We start from the raw sequence: 20,880 nt of genomic DNA on the forward strand, positions 1-20,880 counted from the left end.
TTCTCCTGCACCATGATAAGCACAAAAGCGCTCTATATCAGCGCTTTTTTTGTTTTATAGGATAATAGTAAATAAATACACAGTATCGTGTATATCGGATATACATATAGCCGTAGTTGCTGTAGCTTACTTTTCCTCATGTCAGTATCTTTTCCCCTCCCGCAAATATTCCATATAGATACTGCAGGAGGGAAAGAAAATGCCTGCGGCAGAATATGACAACAGAACGCTGTGTTCTTGCAGCACATGAAATTGATGAAACATTGCAGGTAGGGAATATGCAGAGCAAGCAGGTGTATTATCCGAAAACCTGCAGTCCACAGGATAATCTGCAGCAGCTTTTTGATACCGGTATGGATTTACTGTTTCCGGATGTGCAGTGCAAGGGAGAATATCCATACTATATGAAACGCTTTTTTGAACAGAATAACGTTGTTCTTCCTATGCAGGAGGGAGATGAAGAGGTATTGAAAAAGGGGACTGTTGATTTCATGAGCTTCAGCTATTACAGCAGTATTGTATCAGGATATAACGGTGATTCCTTAAAGCTGCATACCTCCAATTTAATGGGTGCTGAGAAAAACAATTATGTGGAATACAGTGCGTGGGACTGGGCAATCGATCCAATCGGTATGCGTATTGCGTTGAATCATATGTATGACCGTTATCATTTGCCGATCTTTATCTCCGAGTGCGGCTTCGGTGCCTATGATCAGGTGGAAGCCGATGGTATGGTTCACGATGATTACCGAATTGATTTCCTGCAGAAGCAGTTGACACAGGTGAAGGAAGCAATTCGTGACGGGGTAGAGGTATTCGGATTTACCGCATGGTGTCCGATTGATCTTGTATCACAGACAACATCAGAATTTTCTAAGCGATACGGCTTTGTATATGTGGATTTGGATGATTATGGCAACGGTACGTATGAGCGTACACCAAAGAAAAGCTTTTACTGGTATAAAAAAGTGATTGCATCCAATGGTGAAGAGCTATAAGCCGTTATAAAACAGAATTCGCCTATCTTAACTAGAGGATAATTACGCTGTGAGGAGGGTACGACGCGATCATACGTTTGTGCCCTTTTTTGCAGGTGTTGGAAAGCGTCTGTCTGTTATCAGCAGGACGTAGTGTTTTCAGTTGCTTGAACCTTTTTCAGACAGGGCCAAGCAAACGGATATTTTATACCCATCACCCATAAATGCATAGCATAGAATACATCTGTACCTTCAGATAAAGCTGTAAAGCAGCCTCAGCCTGAGAAGCTGTTTTTTATGTTGTGAGAGCCGTTTGTAATACTTATATGATTTCAGGCCTGATCACATATGTGTCAATGGGAATGGCATATGTCTGGAAAAAATTCTATTTGATATTGATGAACCGATAGACTAAGGAGTATGCATTGCCGGCATATATTGTTTCTTGCTGGGAAATATTTCTTCCTGAAGTTGCGTTTTATGCCATTGTAACTCTGCGGGGAAACGATATAATAAAAGCAGAAAGAAGGAATGAACAATGACGACGATTCGACTTGGAAAAAAGCTTATCGCGCTGCGAAGAGACGCGAACATGACGCAGGAAGAGCTGGCTGCCTATATGGGTGTATCGAAATCCAGTGTTTCCAAGTGGGAAACCGAAACGACCCTGCCGGATATCCTGCTGCTGCCCCAGCTGGCCACTTTGTTTAATGTCAGTGTGGATGAGCTGATCGGATATGAACCGCAGCTGAGTATGGAGGCTGTAAACAAGCTGTATCTGCAGCTCAGTGCTGAATGGAGCCGGGACAGCGCCAATGCGTATGCTCACAGTGAGGAGCTGATACGCAAATATTATTCCTGCTTTCCCTTCCTGCTCCAGATGGCAGGGCTTTATCTCAATCACTACATGCTGCATGAAAAACCAGAACTGGTTATGAAGCGCAGTGAGGAGCTGTGTGACCGCGTGATTGCGGAAAGTGAGGAAAACAGTCTGGTAAAGGATGCGATTTCTTTGAAAATAACCTATTTGATTACCAGCAGACAGCCGCAAAAGGCATTGCAGCTTCTCGGTGAAGAGGCAAAGCCGATCGCACAGGACAGCGAGATGATTGCGGCATGCTATCAGATGCTGGGAAAGCCAAAGCAATCCAGCCGTATCTTTCAGATCTGCATCTATCAGCATCTGTTGTTCGTAATACAGGATATGGCCAACTATATGATGATGAATATGGAGGATGAGCAGCTGTGTGATGAGACCATGCACCGTATGCTGGAATTGCTGAAGCTGTTTCATATCGATGCACTGCATACCATCACCTCCACGATGGTTTATATGTCCTGTGCCATGGTCTATGCACAGCGCAGGGATAAGGAGTCCGCACTGCGAATGCTGGAACGGCTGATCGACGTGATTATCCGCTATGATCTTGCCCATATGAAGATTCATAGAGATACGTATTTTACAGAGGTGGAAGCCTGGATGGAATCTTTACAGCTGCGCACACAGGCTCCCAGAGACGGCGGGGTTATTCTGGACTCGCTGATTCAGGAGCTGCAGCCGCCTGTATTCGATTTTCTGAAGGGCGAACCGCGTTATCAGGCCTGCTTGCAGAAGCTAAAGGCTGAAAAGGAGAGAGCATAATGGATACACTTATGGAATATCTGCCGGCATTACTGCCGCTGATTCTGCTGGAGCTTGGTCTGGCAATATTTGCATTGATTCATCTGATTCGTCATCCACAGGTTAGGATTGGAAACAAATGGATCTGGATACCGGTTATTTTGTTTCTTCAGTTTCTGGGGCCGATTCTCTATTTTGTAATCGGCAGAGAGGAGCAGTAGCAATGGATGTATTAACACTACGCAATCTGCATAAAGCCTTCGGAAGGCAGAAGGTTTTGCAGGGCATCGATTTAACGGTACCGCAGCACAGTATCTTCGGGTTTATAGGAAAAAACGGTGCGGGAAAAACAACGACAATGAAAACGATTCTCGGTCTGGAAAAGGCGGATGCCGGGGAATTGTATATTATGCAGGAGCCGGTTGTTTTTGGAAATACCAGAACGAACCGTTATATCGGCTATGTCAGTGATGTCCCTGAATTTTACGGCTTTATGACAGCACGGGAGTATTTGCAGCTGTGTGCTGAGATATCCGGTCTTGCTGCGCAGAAGGCAAAGACACGGATTGATGAGCTATTACAGCTGGTGGGATTATCAGAGACCGGAAAAAAACGATGTGCCACGTTTTCCAGAGGGATGAAGCAGCGCCTTGCGATTGCGCAGGGGCTGCTGAATGAGCCTAAGCTGCTGATAGCAGATGAGCCGACATCGGCGCTGGATCCGCAGGGTCGCAAGGAGATTCTGACAATACTGGAAAAGGCAAAAGAGAAAACGACGGTATTGTTTTCCACACATATCCTGAGTGATGTGGAAAGCATTTGTGATTCCATCGCCATTCTGCATGAGGGAAAGATCGCCGTAAGCGGAAATTTACATGAGCTGCTGCAGATGAAGGGAACTGCATCGCTTTATGTGGAAACTAAGTGTGAGGAGGAGTGCTCGCTGTTGCTGGAAGCATTGCGAAAACGGGGCATTGCCGTACAACAGACACATCCGTATGCAGTGCAGTTGCCGGATCATATGGAAACACAGCAGCAGGTTTTAGCTATTATAAATGCGCAGGGGCTGCGGCTGCAGAGGCTGGAGCGCATGCGTCCGACTCTGGAACAGTATTTTCTGGAGGTGACAAAATGAAGGGATTCACAGCGTTTATGAAAAAGGAGCTGCTGGAGGCAGTACGTTCCTATAAGCTTGTCATATTATTGATTGTATTTGCAGCACTGGGATTTATGAATCCAGTCAGTGCACGTTATTTACCGGAGCTGGTCGCAGGCTTTCTGCCGGAGGGTATGCATATGGAGATTCCACAGCCTGTCGTACTTGATTCCTGGCTCCAGTTCTTCAAAAATACGGCGCAGATCGGCTTGATAGCAATCATTATTATGTGCTCATCCTCAATGGCGAATGAAATCGGAAAGGGGGTTCTGATACCGCTGCTGGCAAAAGGGATGCCCCGCAACAGCGTTCTTGCCGCAAAATTTATTTCCATATCATGCTTGTGGACATTGTCTCTGGGATGCTCATTCCTGATTACCTTTCTGTACAATTTCGTATTCTGGGAAAGCTCTCTCGTGCCGCATCTGTTTCCGCTTGTGACTGGGGTATGGCTGTTTGGTTTGATGATGACAGCCTCTATGATTCTGGGGGGCGTGTATAAGGGGACTGTTTCCGGAAGTCTGCTGTGTGCCGGCTGCCTGTTTCTGCTCTGTGTGCTGATAACGATGTTTGCTGCGGTGGCAGATTATTCACCCTTTGTGTTTTTGTCACAGTACCAGTCTTATCTTACCGATGGCATCACGATGCAGGAATTTCTGAAGCCTGCAGTCTGTGCAGTTACTGTTACCCTGCTTCAGCTGGCAGCGGCAGTTATTATATTTCATCGTAAAAGTCTATAATTGAAAAAGCAGTCACTTTTTACAGTGGCTGCTTTTCCCTTGTTCTTTCTTACTCCAGGGTGTTTGCAAATAGGAGGATGCAAATGCTATTGATAAATACATTCGTGTTGTATTCTCCTAATTTTGGATTACCCCATAAGGGAGTAGGATTTTTTCTTGTTACAGGATTCTTTTTCTTCTGGAAAGGGGAAAGAGTAGAATCAATGATGAAATCCCGAATCGTAATTGATCCGATGATAAGGGGAGGAGACGATTTGGTAAAACGATCATTCAGGATGAAAAATGATCATGGAATGAAATTATCACTGCAGCTTCAGAAAACAGATATCTCTGTTTTCTACCTTATCCTATGTTCAGAAAGGGCTGCAGTATTGGCAAAACACCAGTTCCATGCAGAAATTTCAGAAAATTATATCACACGCATAATATAATAGAAGGTATGGTGAGTTTGCAGCAGCTCTAATTACGAAAACCAGGCTGTATGCTCCAGATTTATGATATAATTTAAGAAATCAGTTATGCTTGCATACTGGGGAAGGAGGCTAAATAAGATGAATATAATGATAGGAAAGAGAGTACAGAGAAAACATGAGCTATATAGAAATGAACAAGGAAGCTTGGGAGGAAGCGTTCAACAATAGAATCAATGGCTGGGGAGATGCAGTCGTTGAAAACCTCCAGGCGTCATCCGCTTATTACATTCAGCCCGCATTACAGGCTGAGCTTGATCAACTGAATCTTGCTGGAAAACATGTTGCGCAGTTTTGCTGCAGCAACGGCAGGGAGCTGCTGTCCATCTGCAGACACTATGGGGCAGTCGGTACCGGCTTTGATATTGCAGAAAATCTGATTGCACAGGGGCAAATGCATGCAAAGCAGCTGCATGTACCATGTAGCTTTTTAGCTATGAATATTCTGGATATAGGAAGCGAATATCATCAGAAATTCGATGTGATCCTGTTTACGATCGGTGCAATTACCTGGTTTCAGGATGTAAACGCACTTTTTCAGGTGGTGTCCGACTGTCTAAAGCCAAAGGGCATTATGCTGCTTCATGATTTTCATCCACTCATGAATATGCTCCCTCTGCCGGGAGAGGAGTGCTACTGTGATGATGCCGTTAGACTGCTGGAGCACAAATATTTTACGGAGGAGCCATGGATTGAAAACAATGGGATGGGGTATATTTCCGGAGATTATGCATCCAAGACATTCACAAGCTTTTCACACTCCATTTCAGAGCTTGTTAACAGCACCATACAAAGCGGTATGAGTGTAAAGCTGCTGAATGAATATGATTATGATATCGGACTGTCGGATGTATATGATGCAATGGGCTTGCCGTTATCCATGCTGCTCATGGCTGAGAAAGTATAAACATATGACGCTAGCTTAGTCTTGAGTTCAGAAAATATAATAAAATAAGAAACGGGGAAGATACTCCGAATGCGTTTGAAAATCAGGCTGTTGATCTGGGATGCTGAGATCGATGCCTGATTTTTATTCATATAAAAGGCAGCAGCAGTCTCAAACAGAGTGAATATAATGATCTGCATACTGTGAACCATATAAAAAAGCCGATATTTACCGGCTTATCTATCAAAATGGTGCAGACGATGAGATTTGAACTCACACGAGCATACGCTCACTACCCCCTCAAAGTAGCGTGTCTGCCATTCCACCACGTCTGCGTTTCCTAAATGCCTATTTATCATACTATATTTTTCATGAATAATCCAGATGTTTTTGAAAAAAATAAGAGAATTGTATCAGGAACGGTATGGTTCACTGAGGAAATACGATACAATCAGGGATACCATAGAGTGAATCCGTTGATGATAGGTGGGAACGCTTACCTGAAAAATTCTTCAAAAATTCACATAGTACACATATTATTCACACATTTATAGTAGATAATAGGGACACGTAAAGAAAGGTTGAAATCATGAAAACGAAAAAAGAAATGAAAATCTCCAAGGCAAGTATCGTCTTTTATGTGGCCTCTGTTATCTTCCTGGCAATTGCCGCTTTTGAAATCTATCAGGCGTATCTGACGGTGGAAAGCTATAAAACAACATATACACTGCAGTTGACAGATATTCTCAATTTGTATTTCACCGGCTGTGTACCTTACTTTGGCTTCGCTTTTTTGGCCTATGGAATCGGTGAGGTTCTGAAGAAAATCAATGATCTGACAAGTACACTTCGTCTGTGTATCGAGGATGTAATCGAAGAAGAGGTGGAAGAAGAAGCAGAAGAGTTTGTTTCAGAGCCCGTAGCAAATGAAATGAAGAATGCCTGATATCAAGCAAAGCTGTAGCCTGTAAACGGATGCCGAAACTATATCGGTTTTCTGGATACAGGTTTTTTTTACTATTCTATTCTGCTTTCTGAGGTGACTCGCATCATAATATAAGAAATATGTCAGCTGATCGATTCCTTTTGTATATTGCTGTTTACAGATATATGCGAAATTTATTTCAAGCTGGAAACAGAAAGGTGAAAGGATCCTTGCTTTGTGGCTGATGCAAAGTGTTATACTGAATGGGAAGCGGAGGTGTATGTATGAAGGACTGGTTTCAGGTTGAAATGCTGGATGATACAACCTATGTGATTTCAGAGCATAAGCATTATGAAAAAACAAATTGTTATCTGCTGCTCGGAAAGCAGAGGGCTTTGCTGATTGACAGTGGTCTGGGGGTCGCGGATATTCGTAAAATAACAGATCAGCTGACTGCATTGCCGGTTACTGTAATTGCTACCCATGTGCATTGGGACCATATCGGCAGTCATGGCAGCTATATTGATGTACTGGTTCATGAACGGGAATATTCCTGGCTGAATGGAGAATTTCCACTGCCGCTTAATGTGGTGAAGCAGCAGCTGATGAAAGAGCCCTGTTCTTTTCCAGGTGATTTTCATTTGGACGCCTATACTGTATGGCAGGGAAATGCAGGCATTGTAAGAGATGGGGATATCCTGGATCTTGGGGTCGTCATATCCGTGTCCTGCATACACCGGGGCATTCTCCTGGACATATGTGCTTTTTTGATCTGGAACGGGAATGGCTGTACTGCGGGGATCTTATCTATAAAGGTGTTCTGTACTGTGATTATCCGTCCACTGATCCACAGGCATATCTGCTGTCGGTACAAAGGCTGCAAAAGCTAGCGCTTCAGCGCCTGCTGCCTGCCCATGATACAATCGAAGTGGGGCCTTCACTGATTCAGGAGACAGCACAGGCATGGGAAAAGCTGCAGGAAAAGGGTCTGCTTCAGCATGGCAGCGGAGAATTTCGATATGAAAATTTCTCCATTCGCCTATAGGAGGAAAAGGAACATGAGAATATTGATGCTACAGGGCTTGTATTGTACATCCAAGCTTTGGAAACAGGCAGCTTCCTGCCTGAAAGAACATGATTTGCTATTTATGGAGTATCCGCATGAGGTTACGTCACAGGCAGTTCAGGTGATGGATTTGGCTTCCTGGATTGCGTCACAGCTTCCCAGGGATATTGATGTTATAATCGGACACAGCATGGGCGGAATCCTTGCCCTGCAGCTGGTACATGATGTTGGTGTGCCGGTGAAATGCGTTATTTGCATAGAGAGCAATTTATGTCCGGCAGAGCCCTTTTATCGTAATCTCGTTATGAAGCAGAGTATGACAACACTGGGTGCTAAGCTGCAAAAGGAGATGGCAAAGGAAGCCGTATGGTATCAGGATACACTGGCGAAGCAGCTGCAGTAGCAGTTTGATTACAGTCCGCTGACGGATATTACTGTACCGATACATATGATCTATGGAGATCGCGGAATCTGTGAGTATGCCGATCGGATTCAGGATTTGAATCTACATTGGGAAACAGTAAATCGGCTGCAGTTTCATTTTATAAGAAATGCCTGTCACATGCCGATGCTGGAACAATGCGAGGACACATACCGCTGTATAGAGAACATCCTGTATGCGGCAACGGATAAACCCGCAGGTTGATGGCGATTGAATTGCACGTATAGAGCAATGGATACTGTATGTATCCCGCTTCGTATATTTACCGCATGGTAAATACGAAAATGCGAATGGAAGGAAGCCATCCTATAAGAACAAGTACAGGGGAATGCCGAACAAAAAAATCTCAAATTCTGTCACAGCGAACGGAAGAATTTGAGATTTTTATTGCGGCTTTACATATCAGTAGGAACAGTTTTCCTTTATTCCTGCTGTTTTTCCTTTTCCTGAATGACAAGCTCAGCAATCTGAACCGCATTGGTAGCGGCCCCCTTGCGAACCTGATCTCCACAGCACCAGAAGCTTAATGCATTCGCATGTCCGCTCATATCCTCACGAATACGACCGATAAACACCAGATCCTGATCAGTGGTATCCAGCGGCATCGGATATACCTGCTTCTGCGGCTCATCCACCAGTTTGACACCCGGTGCCCCCTGCAGCAGCTCCCTTGCCTTTTCCACGCTGATTTCCTTCTCAAACTCCACCATGATAGATTCGGAATGGGAACGAATCACTGGAACACGCACACAGGTACAGTTTACACAAAGCTCAGGATTACTCATAATCTTGCGTCCTTCGTTCTGCATTTTCATTTCCTCGCTGGAATATCCGGCCTCGTTGAAGCCGCCAATCTGTGGAATGAGATTATAGGCAATCTGATACTGGAAGGTATTGACTGCTACCTCCTTGCCATGTGCCAGCGCACCCACCTGCTGATTCAGCTCACGTATTCCATTGACGCCTGCACCGCTGACAGCCTGATATGTGGAAACGACCATACGCTTTGCATTTGCATATGCATGCAGCGGCTGCAGCGCAACCAGTGCGATAATCGTTGCACAGTTTGGATTGGCAATGATGCCGTGATGCTCATGTACTGCCTGCGGATTCACCTCCGGAATAATCAGCGGTACCTGCTCATCCAGACGGAAAGCTGAGCTGTTATCCACAACTACCGCTCCTTTTTCTGCGGCAATCGGAAGATATTTTTCGGCAATATCATTTTCTGCAGCTCCTAAAACGATATCCATGCCATCGAAGCTGTTTTCTGTCGTTTCCTCAACGATATACTCCTTATCGGCAATGGTAAGCTTCTTCCCTGCACTTCTTGCACTTGCCAAAAGATGCAGCTCACGGATTGGGAAGCTGCGCTCCATTAAAATCTTTATCATTTCCTGACCTACAGCACCGGTGGCACCGAGTATTGCGACCTTGTATGTTTTCATTTCACTCTCTCCTCATATTCTATCTATATGTTCTGTATGCACGAATTGTGAAGCATGCGGTGTTTCTAAACAACAAAATTGTTGTAGATGGTTTCCACTGTCTTCTCGTAATCCTTGTTTTCCACACCGACGATGATATTCATTTCATCCGTCCCCTGAGCAATCATGCGAATATTGATATTATTCTTTCCCAGCACAGCAAACAGCTTCCCGCTGATTCCCGGACGGTACATCATCTGACGGCCAACCGTGGCAATCAGGGAAATATTATCGATGATTTTGATTTCATCGGCATTGCAGGCTTTCTTCATATCGCCCACCATATCGTAAATGATATCCTTCACATCCTCGGAATTGACAACGATGCTGAAGGAATCGATCCCGCTTGGAATATGCTCGATGCTGATCCGGTAATTCTCACAGATTTCCAGCGCGCGGCGGATAATGCCGACTTCATCCGACATGTGGTTTTTATAAATGGCTATAACGGTGAAATTCTTTTTCCCTGCGATACCGGTAATCATCTGCTCGCTTGGATGATCATCTTTCTCCACGATGATGGTACCACCCTCCTCCGGATGATTGGTATTCAGGATATTGATCGGGATGTTTTTTTCCTTTACCGGAAAAATTGCCTCCTCATGCAGAACACTTGCCCCCATATAGGAAAGCTCACGCAGCTCGGAGTAGGTGATGGTGTTGATGCGTTTTGGATGGTGGACAATTCTCGGGTCAGCCATCAGTATGCCGGAAACATCTGTCCAGTTCTCATACATATCCGCATTCAGAATATCCGCCAGAATTGAACCCGTTATATCGCTTCCACCACGTGACATTGTACGCACGGTGCCATCCGGCAGTGCGCCATAGAAGCCGGGAATGACAAAACGGTCCAGCTTCTTCATTGTATTATCCATTCGGTACTTTGTCGCATCAAAATCAATTTTCCCATCATAACGGAAGGTGATGATATCCTTTGCATCCACAAATGGAAAGCCAAGATACTCCGCCATCAGCTTAGCGGTCAGATATTCTCCTCGTGAAACCAGATAATCCGTGGACATTGTCTTATTCAGCTGTCCTTTCAGCTTTGTGAGGTCCTCCTCAATCGGATAGCTCAGCCCAAGATCATTCTTAATGGAAATAAAGCGCTCCTCTATCAGATGAAACAGGGATAAATGATCGACGCTGTATTTTAAATGGGCCTCAATCAGATATAGCAGATCGGTCACCTTATTATCCTTCTTATGCTCACGTCCGGATGCACTGACAACGACAAAGCGCCGGGCCGGATCGCTTTCAATGATATGCTTCACCTTGCGGAACTGCTGTGCATTCGCAACCGATGAACCGCCAAACTTTGTTATTTTCATCATACTGCTAGTCATCCTCCCTTTCATAGATGCTGGCCATAAAGGCATGGACATCTGTCTTCAGCATCCGTTCCATCACCTGATGCATTTCATATACCTCAGCCTTCTGAATATGCAGATACTCCTGCCCTTCAAAGGTTTTCACCTCATAGCTGAAATCCTGCAGCTCATCACGTGCCGCCTCATCTGCGCGCAGGATGTAATCACGCAGACACAGTGTCTCATCATAGCTCATCGTATTGGTGAAGGAAGGATCCATGTGACAAACGCCTTCATTGAGGTCGATCAGATCCTGTACAATGGCGTTGGCAGTCGGAAGCTTTCCGGCACCCTGACCGAAAAACTTTAAATCTCCAATGGTTTTCCCATGCAGGGTAATCAGATTGTAATTGTCCTGTGTGTTGCTTTCCAGAGAACCGGCTTCAAACAGCACCGGCTCAACAACACAGCCATAACGGTTGGCGTTGCGCCGGGTTTTGGCAATCAGACGTACAGCATAGCCCAAAGATGAAAAATACGATACGTCCTGCTTCGTGATATTGCGGATGCCGAAAACCGGGAAGGTATCCGGAACATGGTAGTCATAAGCAAGGCTGGCAGAAATACGCAGCTTGTTGCAGATATCATAGCCGTCGATATCTGCGCTTGGGTCTGCCTCCGCATAGCCCAGCTCCTGCGCTTCCTTCAGAATATCCTCAAAGGATGCATGGTAGCGCTGCATGTGATCCAGAATATAATTGCTGGTACCATTGAAAATACCGTGAATGCGGTCAACCTCATCGATTCGCATCGCCTTTGCCAGTCCTTCAATCCAGGGAATTCCACCTCCGGTGCTTGCTTCATAGTAAATGCGGACATTGTGCTCTCTTGCGACATCTGTGAACTCCTTCAAATAAGCTGCGATTACCGCTTTGTTGGCTGTAACGACATGCTTGCCGCTTTTCAATGCCTGCAGAATATACGTGTGGGCAGGCTCAAGACCACCCATCGTTTCCACGATGACATCCACAGAAGTATCCTGTAAAATCGTCCGGATATCATCACACATATAAGGAAGTGTTTTCGCTTTTCCTTTACGAATCAGTATATAGGATACGTGCAATTGTTTGGTGCTTTTTGTTACCGCGTGATCAATAATTTCCTTTACTCCCGAGCCAACGGTTCCATAACCGAGTATTGCTATATTCATATAATTCCTCCTCAATAAATTTTTGTGTCTTTGTTTCAAAAACACTTGTTTTTTTATTGCGAACATTGTATCATAGTAAAAAAAGAATTGCAAGACGAAAAAGAAGGAGATTGGAACATGGAGAAAATATATACAAGTACGAGAAACAAAGCGCTGGCGCGCACACCCAAGGAAGCGGTCGTAAAGGGAATTGCAGAGGATGGCGGTCTGTTTGTCTATGATGCGCTGGATACGCTGCGTCTGCCGCTGCAGGATATGATGCAGATGACCTATGAGCAGATGGCGGAAACTGTTCTGCAGCTGCTGTTACCGGATTTTACCGAGGAAGAAGTAAAGGACTGTGTGGAAAATGCCTATAAGGGCAAATTCAGAGATGAACACATCACGCCGCTTCATAAGGCGGGGAACACCAATATTCTGGAGCTGTTTCATGGTCCTACCTGCGCCTTTAAGGATGTGGGGCTGCGCATGCTTCCGCAGCTGATGAGCAAATCCCTGCAGCAGCATCCCGATGAACATGTCATGATTTTAACCGCAACCAGCGGCGACACCGGTAAGGCTGCCCTTGAGGGCTTTTTGGATGTGCCGCGTACCGGAATCACGGTCTTCTATCCGGATGAGGGTGTATCCAATATTCAGCGTCTGCAGATGGTAACCACCAAAGGAAGCAATACCTGTGTCTGTGCCATCAGGGGTAACTTCGATGATGCCCAGTCCAATGTGAAGCGGATCTTTCAGAATGCACAGCTGTCTGCACGGCTGAAGGAAAAGGGTATCACCTTATCCAGCGCGAACTCCATCAATATCGGTAGACTGATTCCGCAGGTTGTATATTATGTATATGCATATAAGGAAATGGTACGGACAAAGGAAATCACATTTGGGGAAAAAGTGAATTTCTGTGTGCCGACAGGAAACTATGGGAATGTGCTTGCCGGTTACTATGCAAAGCTGATGGGCTTGCCGGTAAACAAATTTATCGTGGCATCCAATTCCAATAATGTACTCTTTGACTTTTTAAAGGACGGTGTCTACGATCGAAACCGTCCGTTCTATAAAACCATCTCTCCGAGTATGGATATACTGATTTCCAGCAACCTGGAGCGGCTGCTTTACTACAAGAGCGGCAAGGATGCTGACTATATCGCACAGCTAATGAACGAGCTGGAAGCAACAGGACGCTATCAGGTGCGTGAGGACATTTTCACCTCTGTCCGTGAAGATTTTGCGGGCGGCTATTGTGATGATGCGGCATGTGCACAGAGTATGCGTGAATTTTATGAACAGAGCGGTTATGTTATGGATCCGCATACGGCAATCGCCTACAAGGTGATGAAGGATTATGAAAAAGAGGATTCCATGCATAAATGTGTGTTGCTTTCCACAGCCAGTCCATATAAATTTGCACCGGCTGTTTACGAGGCTTTGTTTAATGAGACAATCCAGGATGAGTTTGCCTGTATGGAAATGCTGCAGCAGAAAAGCGGTTCTGCGATGCCGAAGCCGCTGGCAGAGCTTGCGAAAATGGACATTTTGCACAGCCACCTGATTGATAAGGATGATATGCCTTCCTTTGTGGAAACCATCGGGGAGGAAATATTCCATGGTTAAGGTACGTGTTCCGGCAACAAGTGCGAATCTGGGAGTCGGCTATGACTGTCTTGGCCTGGCGCTTGACGATTTTGCGACCGTGACCTTTGAGGTAATTGCAGAGGGCTTGGAAATTGCGGGCTGTGAAGAAGCCTACTGCAATGAAGAGAATCTGTTTTATCAGGCATTTGTAAAGGGGCTCCAGTATATGGGGGAAAGCGTATCGGGAATCCGCATCACCGTGGATACCGATATTCCCTATGCCAGAGGACTTGGCAGCAGCGCAACCTGTATCGTCGCAGGACTTGCTGGAGCGAATGCCCTGTTTCATAACCGCATGAACCGCTATGAGCTCTTTGATCTGGCGACACAGATGGAGGGACATCCGGATAATATTGCTCCGGCCATCTTTGGCGGTCTGTGTGTTTCCTTCATGGAAGACGGGAAGCCGAATATGATTCGTTACGGTGTAAAACGCGATTTGCTGTTTGTGACAATGATTCCCGATTATGAGGTTAGCACCAAAGCGGCACGAGAGGTTTTACCGGATACCATGAGGTATCGGGATGCTGTCTATCAGATGGGGCGCTGTGCGGCATTGGCAAAGGCGATGGAAATCGGGAATGCCATGATTATGAGAAAAGCCTGCACAGATCAGATGCAGGAGCCCTACCGTAAGAAATTGATTATGGAATATGAGAATGTCCGCAGTCTGTGCAGGGAAACAGATATGATTACCATGTATATATCCGGAAGCGGATCGACGATGATCGCTCTGACCCAGGAGGAAGCGGCAGCCCGTGTGCTTGTTGAAAAAATAAAGAATCAGTATCCATCCTGGGATGCTCGTATTCTGCGTGCGACCTATGACGGTGTGCAAAGCGAGGTATGCTGATGGAGAAATACTATATTGTAGACAGTACGATTCTGCCGGATGTGCTGGACAAGGTCATTGAAGCGCGCTCCCTGCTGCAAAACGGTGAGGTAAAGCAGGTGAGCGAGGCTGTCAAGCGTGTCGGAATCAGCCGCGGAACATATTATAAATATAAGGACTATGTCTTTCTGCCAGCTCAGGGGATGAGTGAGCGAAAGGCTGTGATATCTCTTATGCTGCATCATGACAAAGGGATTTTGTCAGAGGTACTGAACACGATGTCGAGCGTCAATGCCAATATATTGACCATCAATCAGAATATTCCGATTCATGAGTGGGCGTCGGTGGTACTATCCTTTGATTTATGCGAAATGGCGGTATCCATCGATGAGCTACTGGAGCGTCTGCGCAGCTGCCGCGGTGTAAGCAATCTGCGTCTGATTGCAGTAGAATAACGTGACCGGAATGTGCGGATAAGAATCATTGCACAGGATGATTAGAAAGCGGGGAATCCCGCTTTTTCCATGCTGACGCTATTTATTGCATGGTGATAGATGTTCCGAATCAGGAGCTGTGGTTATTTTCTCAATCTATATTGTATGTACTAGCTGGGATAAGGGGAAAAACAAAGCCATCCTGTGACAGTAGACTCGTACTTGCAGGTGTATCCTCCATGGTTTCCTTTCTGTATGGGAAATTGCTCTGTGTACAGCAGCGTGCTTTGCTTTGTAAATGTCTGATTTTAAAAAAAGGTGATTTTCTTTTTTTCTGAAATATGGTACGATATAAAAAGCCATTTAATATATAAGGAGTATCCTATGAAACAGCTGTTAGAAAAACTAACGACATTGGCGGCATACACTGCTGCTGTCTGCACAATCGTGATTCTACTGGTTACGAGTATAAACATAAATTGCTTCAATAAGGGTTTTTATAAAACGGAATATGCATCACTGGAAACTGCACAGTCTTTAGGGATGACGGAGAAGGATCTCAACAAGGCAACGGATGCACTGCTGGATTATCTGCAGGACCGCCGGGACAATATTGATGTCACCGTAGCGGTTAAGGGGACGGAGACCAAGGCATTCAATGCGAGAGAATCCTCCCATATGGTCGATGTACGCAACCTGTACCGGTTTGCCATGGTGTTGAGAAATGTTGCGATTATTCTGCTTGTGCTTTCTCTGGTGTACATGGCGGTACGCTTGAAAAGTGGAATGCTGACGATTTTTAGTATCAATTATATGAAAACGGCGATACTGGCAGCGGTGTTTTTCGCGATGCTGGCAGGCTGGGCGTATGTTGATTTTGATGCTTTTTGGACTACCTTCCACAAGCTGGCATTCCGCAATGATCTGTGGCTGCTGAATCCGGCAACCGACCTGATGATCAATTTGTTTCCAGCACAATTCTTTTCCTCGATGGTATTTCGTATCGTGGGTATGTTTGCGACCGGATTCATCGGGCTGTTTGTATTCTGCTATCTTTTCCTGAGACATCAGCTTCATAAGCTTCATGGAGAACTGCATCATGACTAGACGTCTGATTCTTGCAAGCGCTTCTCCCAGGAGACAGGAGCTGTTACAAGACCTATCGTATCCCTTTGATATTGTTGCTGCGGATTGTGAGGAATATTTTGACCGTTCCCTGCCGATTGCTTCTGCGATCGAACAGATAGCCAGACAGAAGGCACTTACCGTATGGGAACAGCACCCCGAGGCTGTTGTTCTTGGTGCGGATACGATGGTGTGTTTCAAAGATCAAATGATGGGCAAGCCGGAGAATCGGGAGGATGCCTATCGTATGCTGAAGCAGCTAAGCGGTAAAACTCATACGGTTGTCAGCGGTGTGGCTATTGTTTGGAAAGGAAAAGCTGAGTTTTTTCATGAAAAAACAAGCGTGACCTTCTATGAGCTTGAGGAAGAACTGCTAGAGCGATATCTTGACAGCAATGAGCCATATGATAAAGCTGGAGCCTATGGAATTCAGGGAATGGGGAAGCTGTTTGTGCGAGAACTACGTGGAGATTATTTCAATGTTATGGGGCTGCCGATTGCTGCAGTTTACCGACACCTGAAAGCGTATCTGGAAAAAAACTAAAAAATTTTGTTTTATGGTTGAAAAAATCGGCAATGCCTATTATAATATAATAGCTTTCCAATCATAAAGCATACCTGCCGGTATAGTATAGTGGTAATACAGAGCAATGGTAATGCTCAGCGCTCAGTTCAATTCTGGGTACCGGCACCATAAAGTAAGTTAAGCCTTTAAATAAAGGCTTTTTTAATGCCTGAAAGTAAAAAGGACAAAAGAAATCACGAATGTGCTTAGCTTTGTGTTGATCCAGTCTTCTGTGGAGTTCCAGAGGTGATCTAGGGATTTCCACTGCATGGATTTCGGTAGGGCTTTCATGAAAACGATGAAGAATGACCATATTTGATAAACAGCTTATAGGGGGATGAATTCGCATGAAAACTCACATATGATCAGGGCAGTGATGCAGACCAAAAGCTGCTGAATAAATAGCAGCTTGAGCAAATGATTATTTTCATCCTTCATTGTATGCTATACTTCAAATAGTCATTCTGCGTATTCATTTCCCCACCAAAAACGATCGCAGGATGACTTTTTCTGTGGATTACTGAAAAAAATAGCAGAGAATGCATATTCTGTGGTAAAATAAAACCAGAAAGCGAGGTGTAGCTGTTCATGAAGAAAGTACTGCTCTGTCTGTTTTGCATGATGTTTTTCTTGCAGGGATGTGGTAAAGATCATGAGGGAGAACCGATTGAACTGACTCCTCAGGAAGTTTTAGTCAGACTGCAGGATCCGAAAAAGAATTCCTTCATGCTGTATATCACCTCGGATAACTGCTATTCCTGTGATGAGTATGAAAAAGTGATACAGGAGATAGAAGAAGAAACACCGTTTGAAATCTATTATCTCAAGATGGATACCAACGAAGAAGATACGGACATCAAGCAGTCTGTTGAAGAACTGCAAATAACGACAGGAAAAATTCAAAGCCTGCCGTCAACCTTTTACTTTTATCAGGGAAGTCTGCTGCCTGAAAATAGCAAAGAAGGTTATCTGGAAAAGAAGGACTTGTTAAAATGGCTGAACGATCTGCATTTACTACATTAAATCAGGATATTGCGACGGTTTCTTCAAAAGAGGAAATTGTACAGCAGCTCACGTCACTGGGAATACAGAAGGGAATGGTACTTCTGGTTCAGGCAGACCTGCAGAGACTGGGCTATTTAATTGGCGGTGAGCAGGCGCTGATAGAAGCACTGATCGATGCCGTCGGCTATGAGGGTACACTGGTCATGCCAACCTTTACTCCTCAGCTGCTTGATCCATCCTGCCAGAAAAAAACGGTGGAACGTGTTTACTGGGATGATGTGCGTGCGTCTTCTTTTCCGTTTGATCGAAAACTGAGTGCGCCCCAGGATGCGCTTGCACTACAGTTTCTTCGCAATGAAGGAGTTGTTCGTTCCTATCATCCATTGTACAGCTTTGCGGCATGGGGCAAATATGCGAAGCTGATTTGTGATCGTCACCCTTTGCATTTTGGACTCAGTAAGGATTCTCCACTTGGTAAAATTGTGGAGTTCAATGGATATACCATTCTGCTCGGCTGTGAATATGAAAGCTGTAGCATGTTTCATCTTGCCCGCTATTCGGGAGATCAACTTCCCATCCGTCTGGTAAGTGCTCCTATAGAAAATAATAAACAGACCATATGGAAGGATATGCTTGATCTGGATTATCATACAAAAAACTTCTCCGAAATCGGAGAAGCAATGGAAGAGCGAAGCGTTGTGAAAACCTCTTACATTGGGAACGGACGCTGCCGCATGTTCTCTGCCAGAGAAGCTATTACGCTAGCCACAGCCTATTTCCATATTCACAGAGACTGAAGCAATAATGCCACAGCCTGCTCCAGATAATGCTGATCTATGGTATCGAATCTGGCTAGGATAGGTGAATCTACATCCAAAACACCCAGCAGGGTGTTTTCTTTTATCAAGGGTACCACGATTTCTGAGTTGCTTGCACTGTCACAGGCAATATGGTTGGGGAAGGTGTGTACATTTTCTACCAGCTGTGTACAGCGTTGCAGCGCGCAGGTTCCGCAAACCCCTTTGCCTGACGGGATATGCATACAGGCAACCTTGCCTTGAAACGGACCGAGAACAAGCTCGTTATTTTTCATAAGATAAAATCCCGCCCAATTCAAATCCGGAAGCTCATGGAATAATAATGCTGCCATATTTGCCATGTTTGCAATCATATCATGCTCTCCCTCCAGCAAGGCTTGCAGCTGCTGCAGAATCAATTCATACTTTTTCTCTTTCATAATCCGACCTCTCTTAATATATAAGATATCGTATCATGAAAGTATAAAAAGAAAAAGCAGTTATCTATGGAAACTCATACCGCTTCAAGTAACAGGCATTAATAAAAAAAGAAGAAATAAATTTCCATGCAAGAAATTATTTCTTCCTCCTATATTTACAGCTATTTACAGCTTTATCAATTACGCGTGATTGAGTGAATAATTCCTATTAGGATAACTCACTTTCACTTTTTGAAAACTTCGTATAAGCCTTGGAAATGTTTTTTGCTGAATCCGCAGTCATTTTATACCAGCCCTGAGCTGTCATCATATTGAAGACATCTCTTTGCAGAGTGGATACACAGGTATAAACCTCATCGATTTTTGTAAACAGCTCATCATTGCTTGCTTCCTGTGTAAAGGTATTTAATTCAGCCTTCATATGCTTTAATGTAACAAGCAGGTTGGTAGCGATATCCTTATCGCCATAGCTCTTTGATTTATCAGCCATGTTATTTTGCCTCACTTTCCAGGATAGCCAGTAATGTCTGGTAGTGCTCCTTCAATTTTTCCTGTACGTTCTCAAAACAGGTTTTAACATCTTCACTTTGAATCATTGTGATATCATTGGCTACACGCTTATTCAAAACAAGCGTCTGATCCAGAATATCTTCCATATACAATACGTCTTTTGGTGTCAGCATAGTGTTCACTCGTATGACTCTATGTATCAGTCATACATCTCCTTTCATACAATAGTATGGTAGGAAAATTACACTTGTATGCATTTGCTTTCAAGGTTTTATCTGCTATAATAGATACTCACAGGAGGACGTCATGGAAATACAAGAAAGAGAATATGTATATATCCAGAGCTATAAGCATGATGGGAGTCTTCACAGAACCTGGGCAAAGGGTTATGTTATCGAAGCGAATGAACGGCGTATTGTTGCAGTAACCAATAAAACACTTGTCAGTGAATCGGACGGACGCAAGTGGGTGACCAGAGAACCGGCAATCTGCTTCTTTTATCCGGATAAGTGGTACAATGTCATCTGCATGATTCGTAAATCGGGTATCCATTATTACTGCAATCTGGCATCTCCATCACTGTATGACGGAGAAGCAATAAAGAATATTGATTATGATCTGGATGTCAAGGTTTCACCAACAGGGAAAACTACGCTGCTGGATGAGGATGAATATCAGGAGCATTCTGCGGAAATGGGCTACAGTCAAAAGCTGGATAAAGCAATTCACCACGGATTGGATCGTCTGATGGTGGATATCCGTCTGCAAAATTCACCATTTGAGCATCGGGAAATATCGGCATTGTATGATAAATACCTGCGCTATATGGATGAGGATAAAAGAATGAAATAAGGCTTCTATGCGGTATATGAAAGAAATATAACAAAAAAGTCAAAAAAATAAAAAAAGCTGTTGACACACAGGGATATGTGTTGTATTATATACGAGCGCTGATGAGATACAGCGGCGCACGAAATAGAAATTTCGGTCTTTGAAAACTGAACAGGAAACGTCAATTATTTGAGAAAACAATATTCTCGGTATAACGATAACAAAAATGAAATTCAAACGCAAGTCATGCGTTAGAGCTAAATCAAATGGAGAGTTTGATCCTGGCTCAGGATGAACGCTGGCGGCATGCCTAATACATGCAAGTCGAACGAAGTTTCAAGGAAGCTTGCTTCCAAAGAGACTTAGTGGCGAACGGGTGAGTAACACGTAGGTAACCTGCCCATGTGTCCGGGATA

Annotated in this window: 26 protein-coding genes, 2 tRNA genes and 1 rRNA gene; 22 read left to right on the forward strand and 7 right to left on the reverse strand. The window is 44.5% G+C overall.

The annotated features are described in order from the left end of the window. The first annotated feature begins 215 nt into the window (after positions 1 to 215). From ACESPQ_RS03670 to ACESPQ_RS03700, 7 genes are all read left to right on the forward strand, one after another. Entirely contained in the window at positions 216 to 998 is a 783-nt protein-coding gene (locus ACESPQ_RS03670; protein WP_118002712.1) for a glycoside hydrolase family 1 protein, read from the forward strand. A 517-nt stretch (positions 999 to 1,515) separates the two neighbouring features. Next, positions 1,516 to 2,619 carry a helix-turn-helix domain-containing protein gene (locus ACESPQ_RS03675; protein ID WP_118002713.1) on the forward strand — a complete coding sequence of 368 codons (1,104 nt, stop codon included), beginning with the start codon at positions 1,516 to 1,518 and terminating at the stop codon, positions 2,617 to 2,619. Next, positions 2,619 to 2,819: a PLD nuclease N-terminal domain-containing protein gene (locus ACESPQ_RS03680; protein ID WP_008818733.1), complete on the forward strand. Its 201-nt coding sequence runs from the start codon at positions 2,619 to 2,621 to the stop codon at positions 2,817 to 2,819. Before ACESPQ_RS03675 ends, ACESPQ_RS03680 begins: the two co-directional genes overlap by 1 nt. Positions 2,820 to 2,821: 2 nt before the next feature. After that, on the forward strand, positions 2,822 to 3,733 hold the full coding sequence (locus ACESPQ_RS03685; RefSeq protein ID WP_118002714.1) for an ABC transporter ATP-binding protein: 912 nt from the start codon (positions 2,822 to 2,824) through the stop codon (positions 3,731 to 3,733). Next, on the forward strand, positions 3,730 to 4,494 hold the full coding sequence (locus ACESPQ_RS03690) for an ABC transporter permease (protein WP_002607745.1): 765 nt from the start codon (positions 3,730 to 3,732) through the stop codon (positions 4,492 to 4,494). Before ACESPQ_RS03685 ends, ACESPQ_RS03690 begins: the two co-directional genes overlap by 4 nt. 83 nt (positions 4,495 to 4,577) lie before the next feature. Continuing rightward, positions 4,578 to 4,925 (forward strand): hypothetical protein, encoded by a 348-nt coding sequence (locus ACESPQ_RS03695; RefSeq protein ID WP_373143939.1) that lies wholly within the window; start codon positions 4,578 to 4,580, stop codon positions 4,923 to 4,925. 157 nt (positions 4,926 to 5,082) lie between these two features. After that, the gene (locus ACESPQ_RS03700; RefSeq protein ID WP_002607742.1) at positions 5,083 to 5,871 is read left to right on the forward strand and encodes a class I SAM-dependent methyltransferase; all 789 of its coding nucleotides are present in this window, start codon (positions 5,083 to 5,085) and stop codon (positions 5,869 to 5,871) included. Positions 5,872 to 6,099: 228 nt separating this feature from the next. On the opposite strand, the gene ACESPQ_RS03705 is transcribed toward ACESPQ_RS03700, so the two are convergent. After that, positions 6,100 to 6,185: transfer RNA gene (locus tag ACESPQ_RS03705), tRNA-Leu, on the reverse strand. A gap of 254 nt (positions 6,186 to 6,439) precedes the next feature. Between ACESPQ_RS03705 and ACESPQ_RS03710 the strand changes: the two genes are divergently transcribed. From ACESPQ_RS03710 to ACESPQ_RS03730, 5 genes are all read left to right on the forward strand, one after another. After that, positions 6,440 to 6,796: a hypothetical protein gene (locus ACESPQ_RS03710; protein ID WP_002607741.1), complete on the forward strand. Its 357-nt coding sequence runs from the start codon at positions 6,440 to 6,442 to the stop codon at positions 6,794 to 6,796. A gap of 263 nt (positions 6,797 to 7,059) precedes the next feature. Beyond that, positions 7,060 to 7,665: an MBL fold metallo-hydrolase gene (locus ACESPQ_RS03715; RefSeq protein WP_373143940.1), complete on the forward strand. Its 606-nt coding sequence runs from the start codon at positions 7,060 to 7,062 to the stop codon at positions 7,663 to 7,665. Continuing rightward, positions 7,548 to 7,820, forward strand: a complete 273-nt coding sequence (locus ACESPQ_RS03720) for a hypothetical protein (RefSeq protein ID WP_257376484.1) — start codon at positions 7,548 to 7,550, stop codon at positions 7,818 to 7,820. Before ACESPQ_RS03715 ends, ACESPQ_RS03720 begins: the two co-directional genes overlap by 118 nt. A 13-nt stretch (positions 7,821 to 7,833) precedes the next feature. Beyond that, a complete protein-coding gene (locus ACESPQ_RS03725; RefSeq protein ID WP_009588814.1) occupies positions 7,834 to 8,244 on the forward strand; it encodes an esterase/lipase family protein in 411 nt (136 codons plus the stop codon). 45 nt (positions 8,245 to 8,289) lie between these two features. After that, positions 8,290 to 8,487: a hypothetical protein gene (locus ACESPQ_RS03730; protein ID WP_021420062.1), complete on the forward strand. Its 198-nt coding sequence runs from the start codon at positions 8,290 to 8,292 to the stop codon at positions 8,485 to 8,487. Between the two features lie 218 nt (positions 8,488 to 8,705). On the opposite strand, the gene ACESPQ_RS03735 is transcribed toward ACESPQ_RS03730, so the two are convergent. From ACESPQ_RS03735 to ACESPQ_RS03745, 3 genes are all read right to left on the reverse strand, one after another. Further along, positions 8,706 to 9,731, reverse strand: a complete 1,026-nt coding sequence (locus ACESPQ_RS03735; RefSeq protein ID WP_109769699.1) for an aspartate-semialdehyde dehydrogenase — start codon at positions 9,729 to 9,731, stop codon at positions 8,706 to 8,708. 65 nt (positions 9,732 to 9,796) lie between these two features. After that, entirely contained in the window at positions 9,797 to 11,107 is a 1,311-nt protein-coding gene (locus ACESPQ_RS03740; RefSeq protein WP_257334378.1) for an aspartate kinase, read from the reverse strand. Between the two features lie 4 nt (positions 11,108 to 11,111). Continuing rightward, complete coding sequence (locus ACESPQ_RS03745; RefSeq protein ID WP_109769698.1) at positions 11,112 to 12,293, reverse strand: homoserine dehydrogenase; 1,182 nt, start codon at positions 12,291 to 12,293, stop codon at positions 11,112 to 11,114. Positions 12,294 to 12,410: 117 nt separating this feature from the next. Between ACESPQ_RS03745 and thrC the strand changes: the two genes are divergently transcribed. The 8 genes from thrC (at position 12,411) to ACESPQ_RS03785 (ending at position 18,683) form a co-directional block, all read left to right on the forward strand. After that, the gene (gene thrC, locus ACESPQ_RS03750; protein ID WP_109769697.1) at positions 12,411 to 13,904 is read left to right on the forward strand and encodes a threonine synthase; all 1,494 of its coding nucleotides are present in this window, start codon (positions 12,411 to 12,413) and stop codon (positions 13,902 to 13,904) included. Continuing rightward, positions 13,897 to 14,778, forward strand: a complete 882-nt coding sequence (gene thrB, locus ACESPQ_RS03755; protein WP_008818743.1) for a homoserine kinase — start codon at positions 13,897 to 13,899, stop codon at positions 14,776 to 14,778. The genes thrC and thrB overlap by 8 nt, the downstream gene beginning before the upstream one ends. Then, positions 14,778 to 15,212, forward strand: coding sequence for an ACT domain-containing protein (locus tag ACESPQ_RS03760; protein ID WP_002607733.1), 435 nt, complete (start codon positions 14,778 to 14,780; stop codon positions 15,210 to 15,212). Before thrB ends, ACESPQ_RS03760 begins: the two co-directional genes overlap by 1 nt. 363 nt (positions 15,213 to 15,575) lie before the next feature. Further along, the gene (locus tag ACESPQ_RS03765) at positions 15,576 to 16,298 is read left to right on the forward strand and encodes a TIGR01906 family membrane protein (protein ID WP_008818744.1); all 723 of its coding nucleotides are present in this window, start codon (positions 15,576 to 15,578) and stop codon (positions 16,296 to 16,298) included. Then, the gene (locus ACESPQ_RS03770; protein ID WP_257327582.1) at positions 16,291 to 16,860 is read left to right on the forward strand and encodes a Maf family protein; all 570 of its coding nucleotides are present in this window, start codon (positions 16,291 to 16,293) and stop codon (positions 16,858 to 16,860) included. Before ACESPQ_RS03765 ends, ACESPQ_RS03770 begins: the two co-directional genes overlap by 8 nt. 76 nt (positions 16,861 to 16,936) lie before the next feature. Beyond that, positions 16,937 to 17,010 (forward strand) — tRNA-Thr (locus ACESPQ_RS03775). 459 nt (positions 17,011 to 17,469) lie between these two features. Beyond that, complete coding sequence (locus ACESPQ_RS03780; protein WP_257378973.1) at positions 17,470 to 17,904, forward strand: thioredoxin fold domain-containing protein; 435 nt, start codon at positions 17,470 to 17,472, stop codon at positions 17,902 to 17,904. After that, complete coding sequence (locus tag ACESPQ_RS03785) at positions 17,874 to 18,683, forward strand: aminoglycoside N(3)-acetyltransferase (RefSeq protein WP_109769694.1); 810 nt, start codon at positions 17,874 to 17,876, stop codon at positions 18,681 to 18,683. The genes ACESPQ_RS03780 and ACESPQ_RS03785 overlap by 31 nt, the downstream gene beginning before the upstream one ends. Here ACESPQ_RS03785 and ACESPQ_RS03790 read toward each other — a convergent pair. The 3 genes from ACESPQ_RS03790 to ACESPQ_RS03800 form a co-directional block, all read right to left on the reverse strand. Beyond that, the gene (locus ACESPQ_RS03790) at positions 18,671 to 19,123 is read right to left on the reverse strand and encodes a GAF domain-containing protein (protein ID WP_118003364.1); all 453 of its coding nucleotides are present in this window, start codon (positions 19,121 to 19,123) and stop codon (positions 18,671 to 18,673) included. The genes ACESPQ_RS03785 and ACESPQ_RS03790 overlap by 13 nt on opposite strands. Positions 19,124 to 19,331: 208 nt before the next feature. After that, the gene (locus tag ACESPQ_RS03795) at positions 19,332 to 19,613 is read right to left on the reverse strand and encodes a spore coat protein (RefSeq protein ID WP_002607668.1); all 282 of its coding nucleotides are present in this window, start codon (positions 19,611 to 19,613) and stop codon (positions 19,332 to 19,334) included. A gap of 1 nt (position 19,614) precedes the next feature. Next, a complete protein-coding gene (locus ACESPQ_RS03800; protein WP_002607667.1) occupies positions 19,615 to 19,806 on the reverse strand; it encodes a hypothetical protein in 192 nt (63 codons plus the stop codon). 133 nt (positions 19,807 to 19,939) lie between these two features. On the opposite strand from ACESPQ_RS03800, the gene ACESPQ_RS03805 reads away from it, so the two are divergent. Together ACESPQ_RS03805 and ACESPQ_RS03810 are read left to right on the forward strand one after the other, a co-directional pair. Next, positions 19,940 to 20,485, forward strand: a complete 546-nt coding sequence (locus ACESPQ_RS03805) for a DUF402 domain-containing protein (protein ID WP_002607666.1) — start codon at positions 19,940 to 19,942, stop codon at positions 20,483 to 20,485. A 242-nt stretch (positions 20,486 to 20,727) separates the two neighbouring features. Then, positions 20,728 to 20,880 (forward strand): 16S ribosomal RNA (locus ACESPQ_RS03810); the annotation flags it as partial.

The sequence above is a fragment of the Clostridium sp. HGF2 genome (assembly GCF_964240115.1).
GTDB classification, from domain to species: domain Bacteria; phylum Bacillota_I; class Bacilli_A; order Erysipelotrichales; family Erysipelotrichaceae; genus Clostridium_AQ; species Clostridium_AQ innocuum.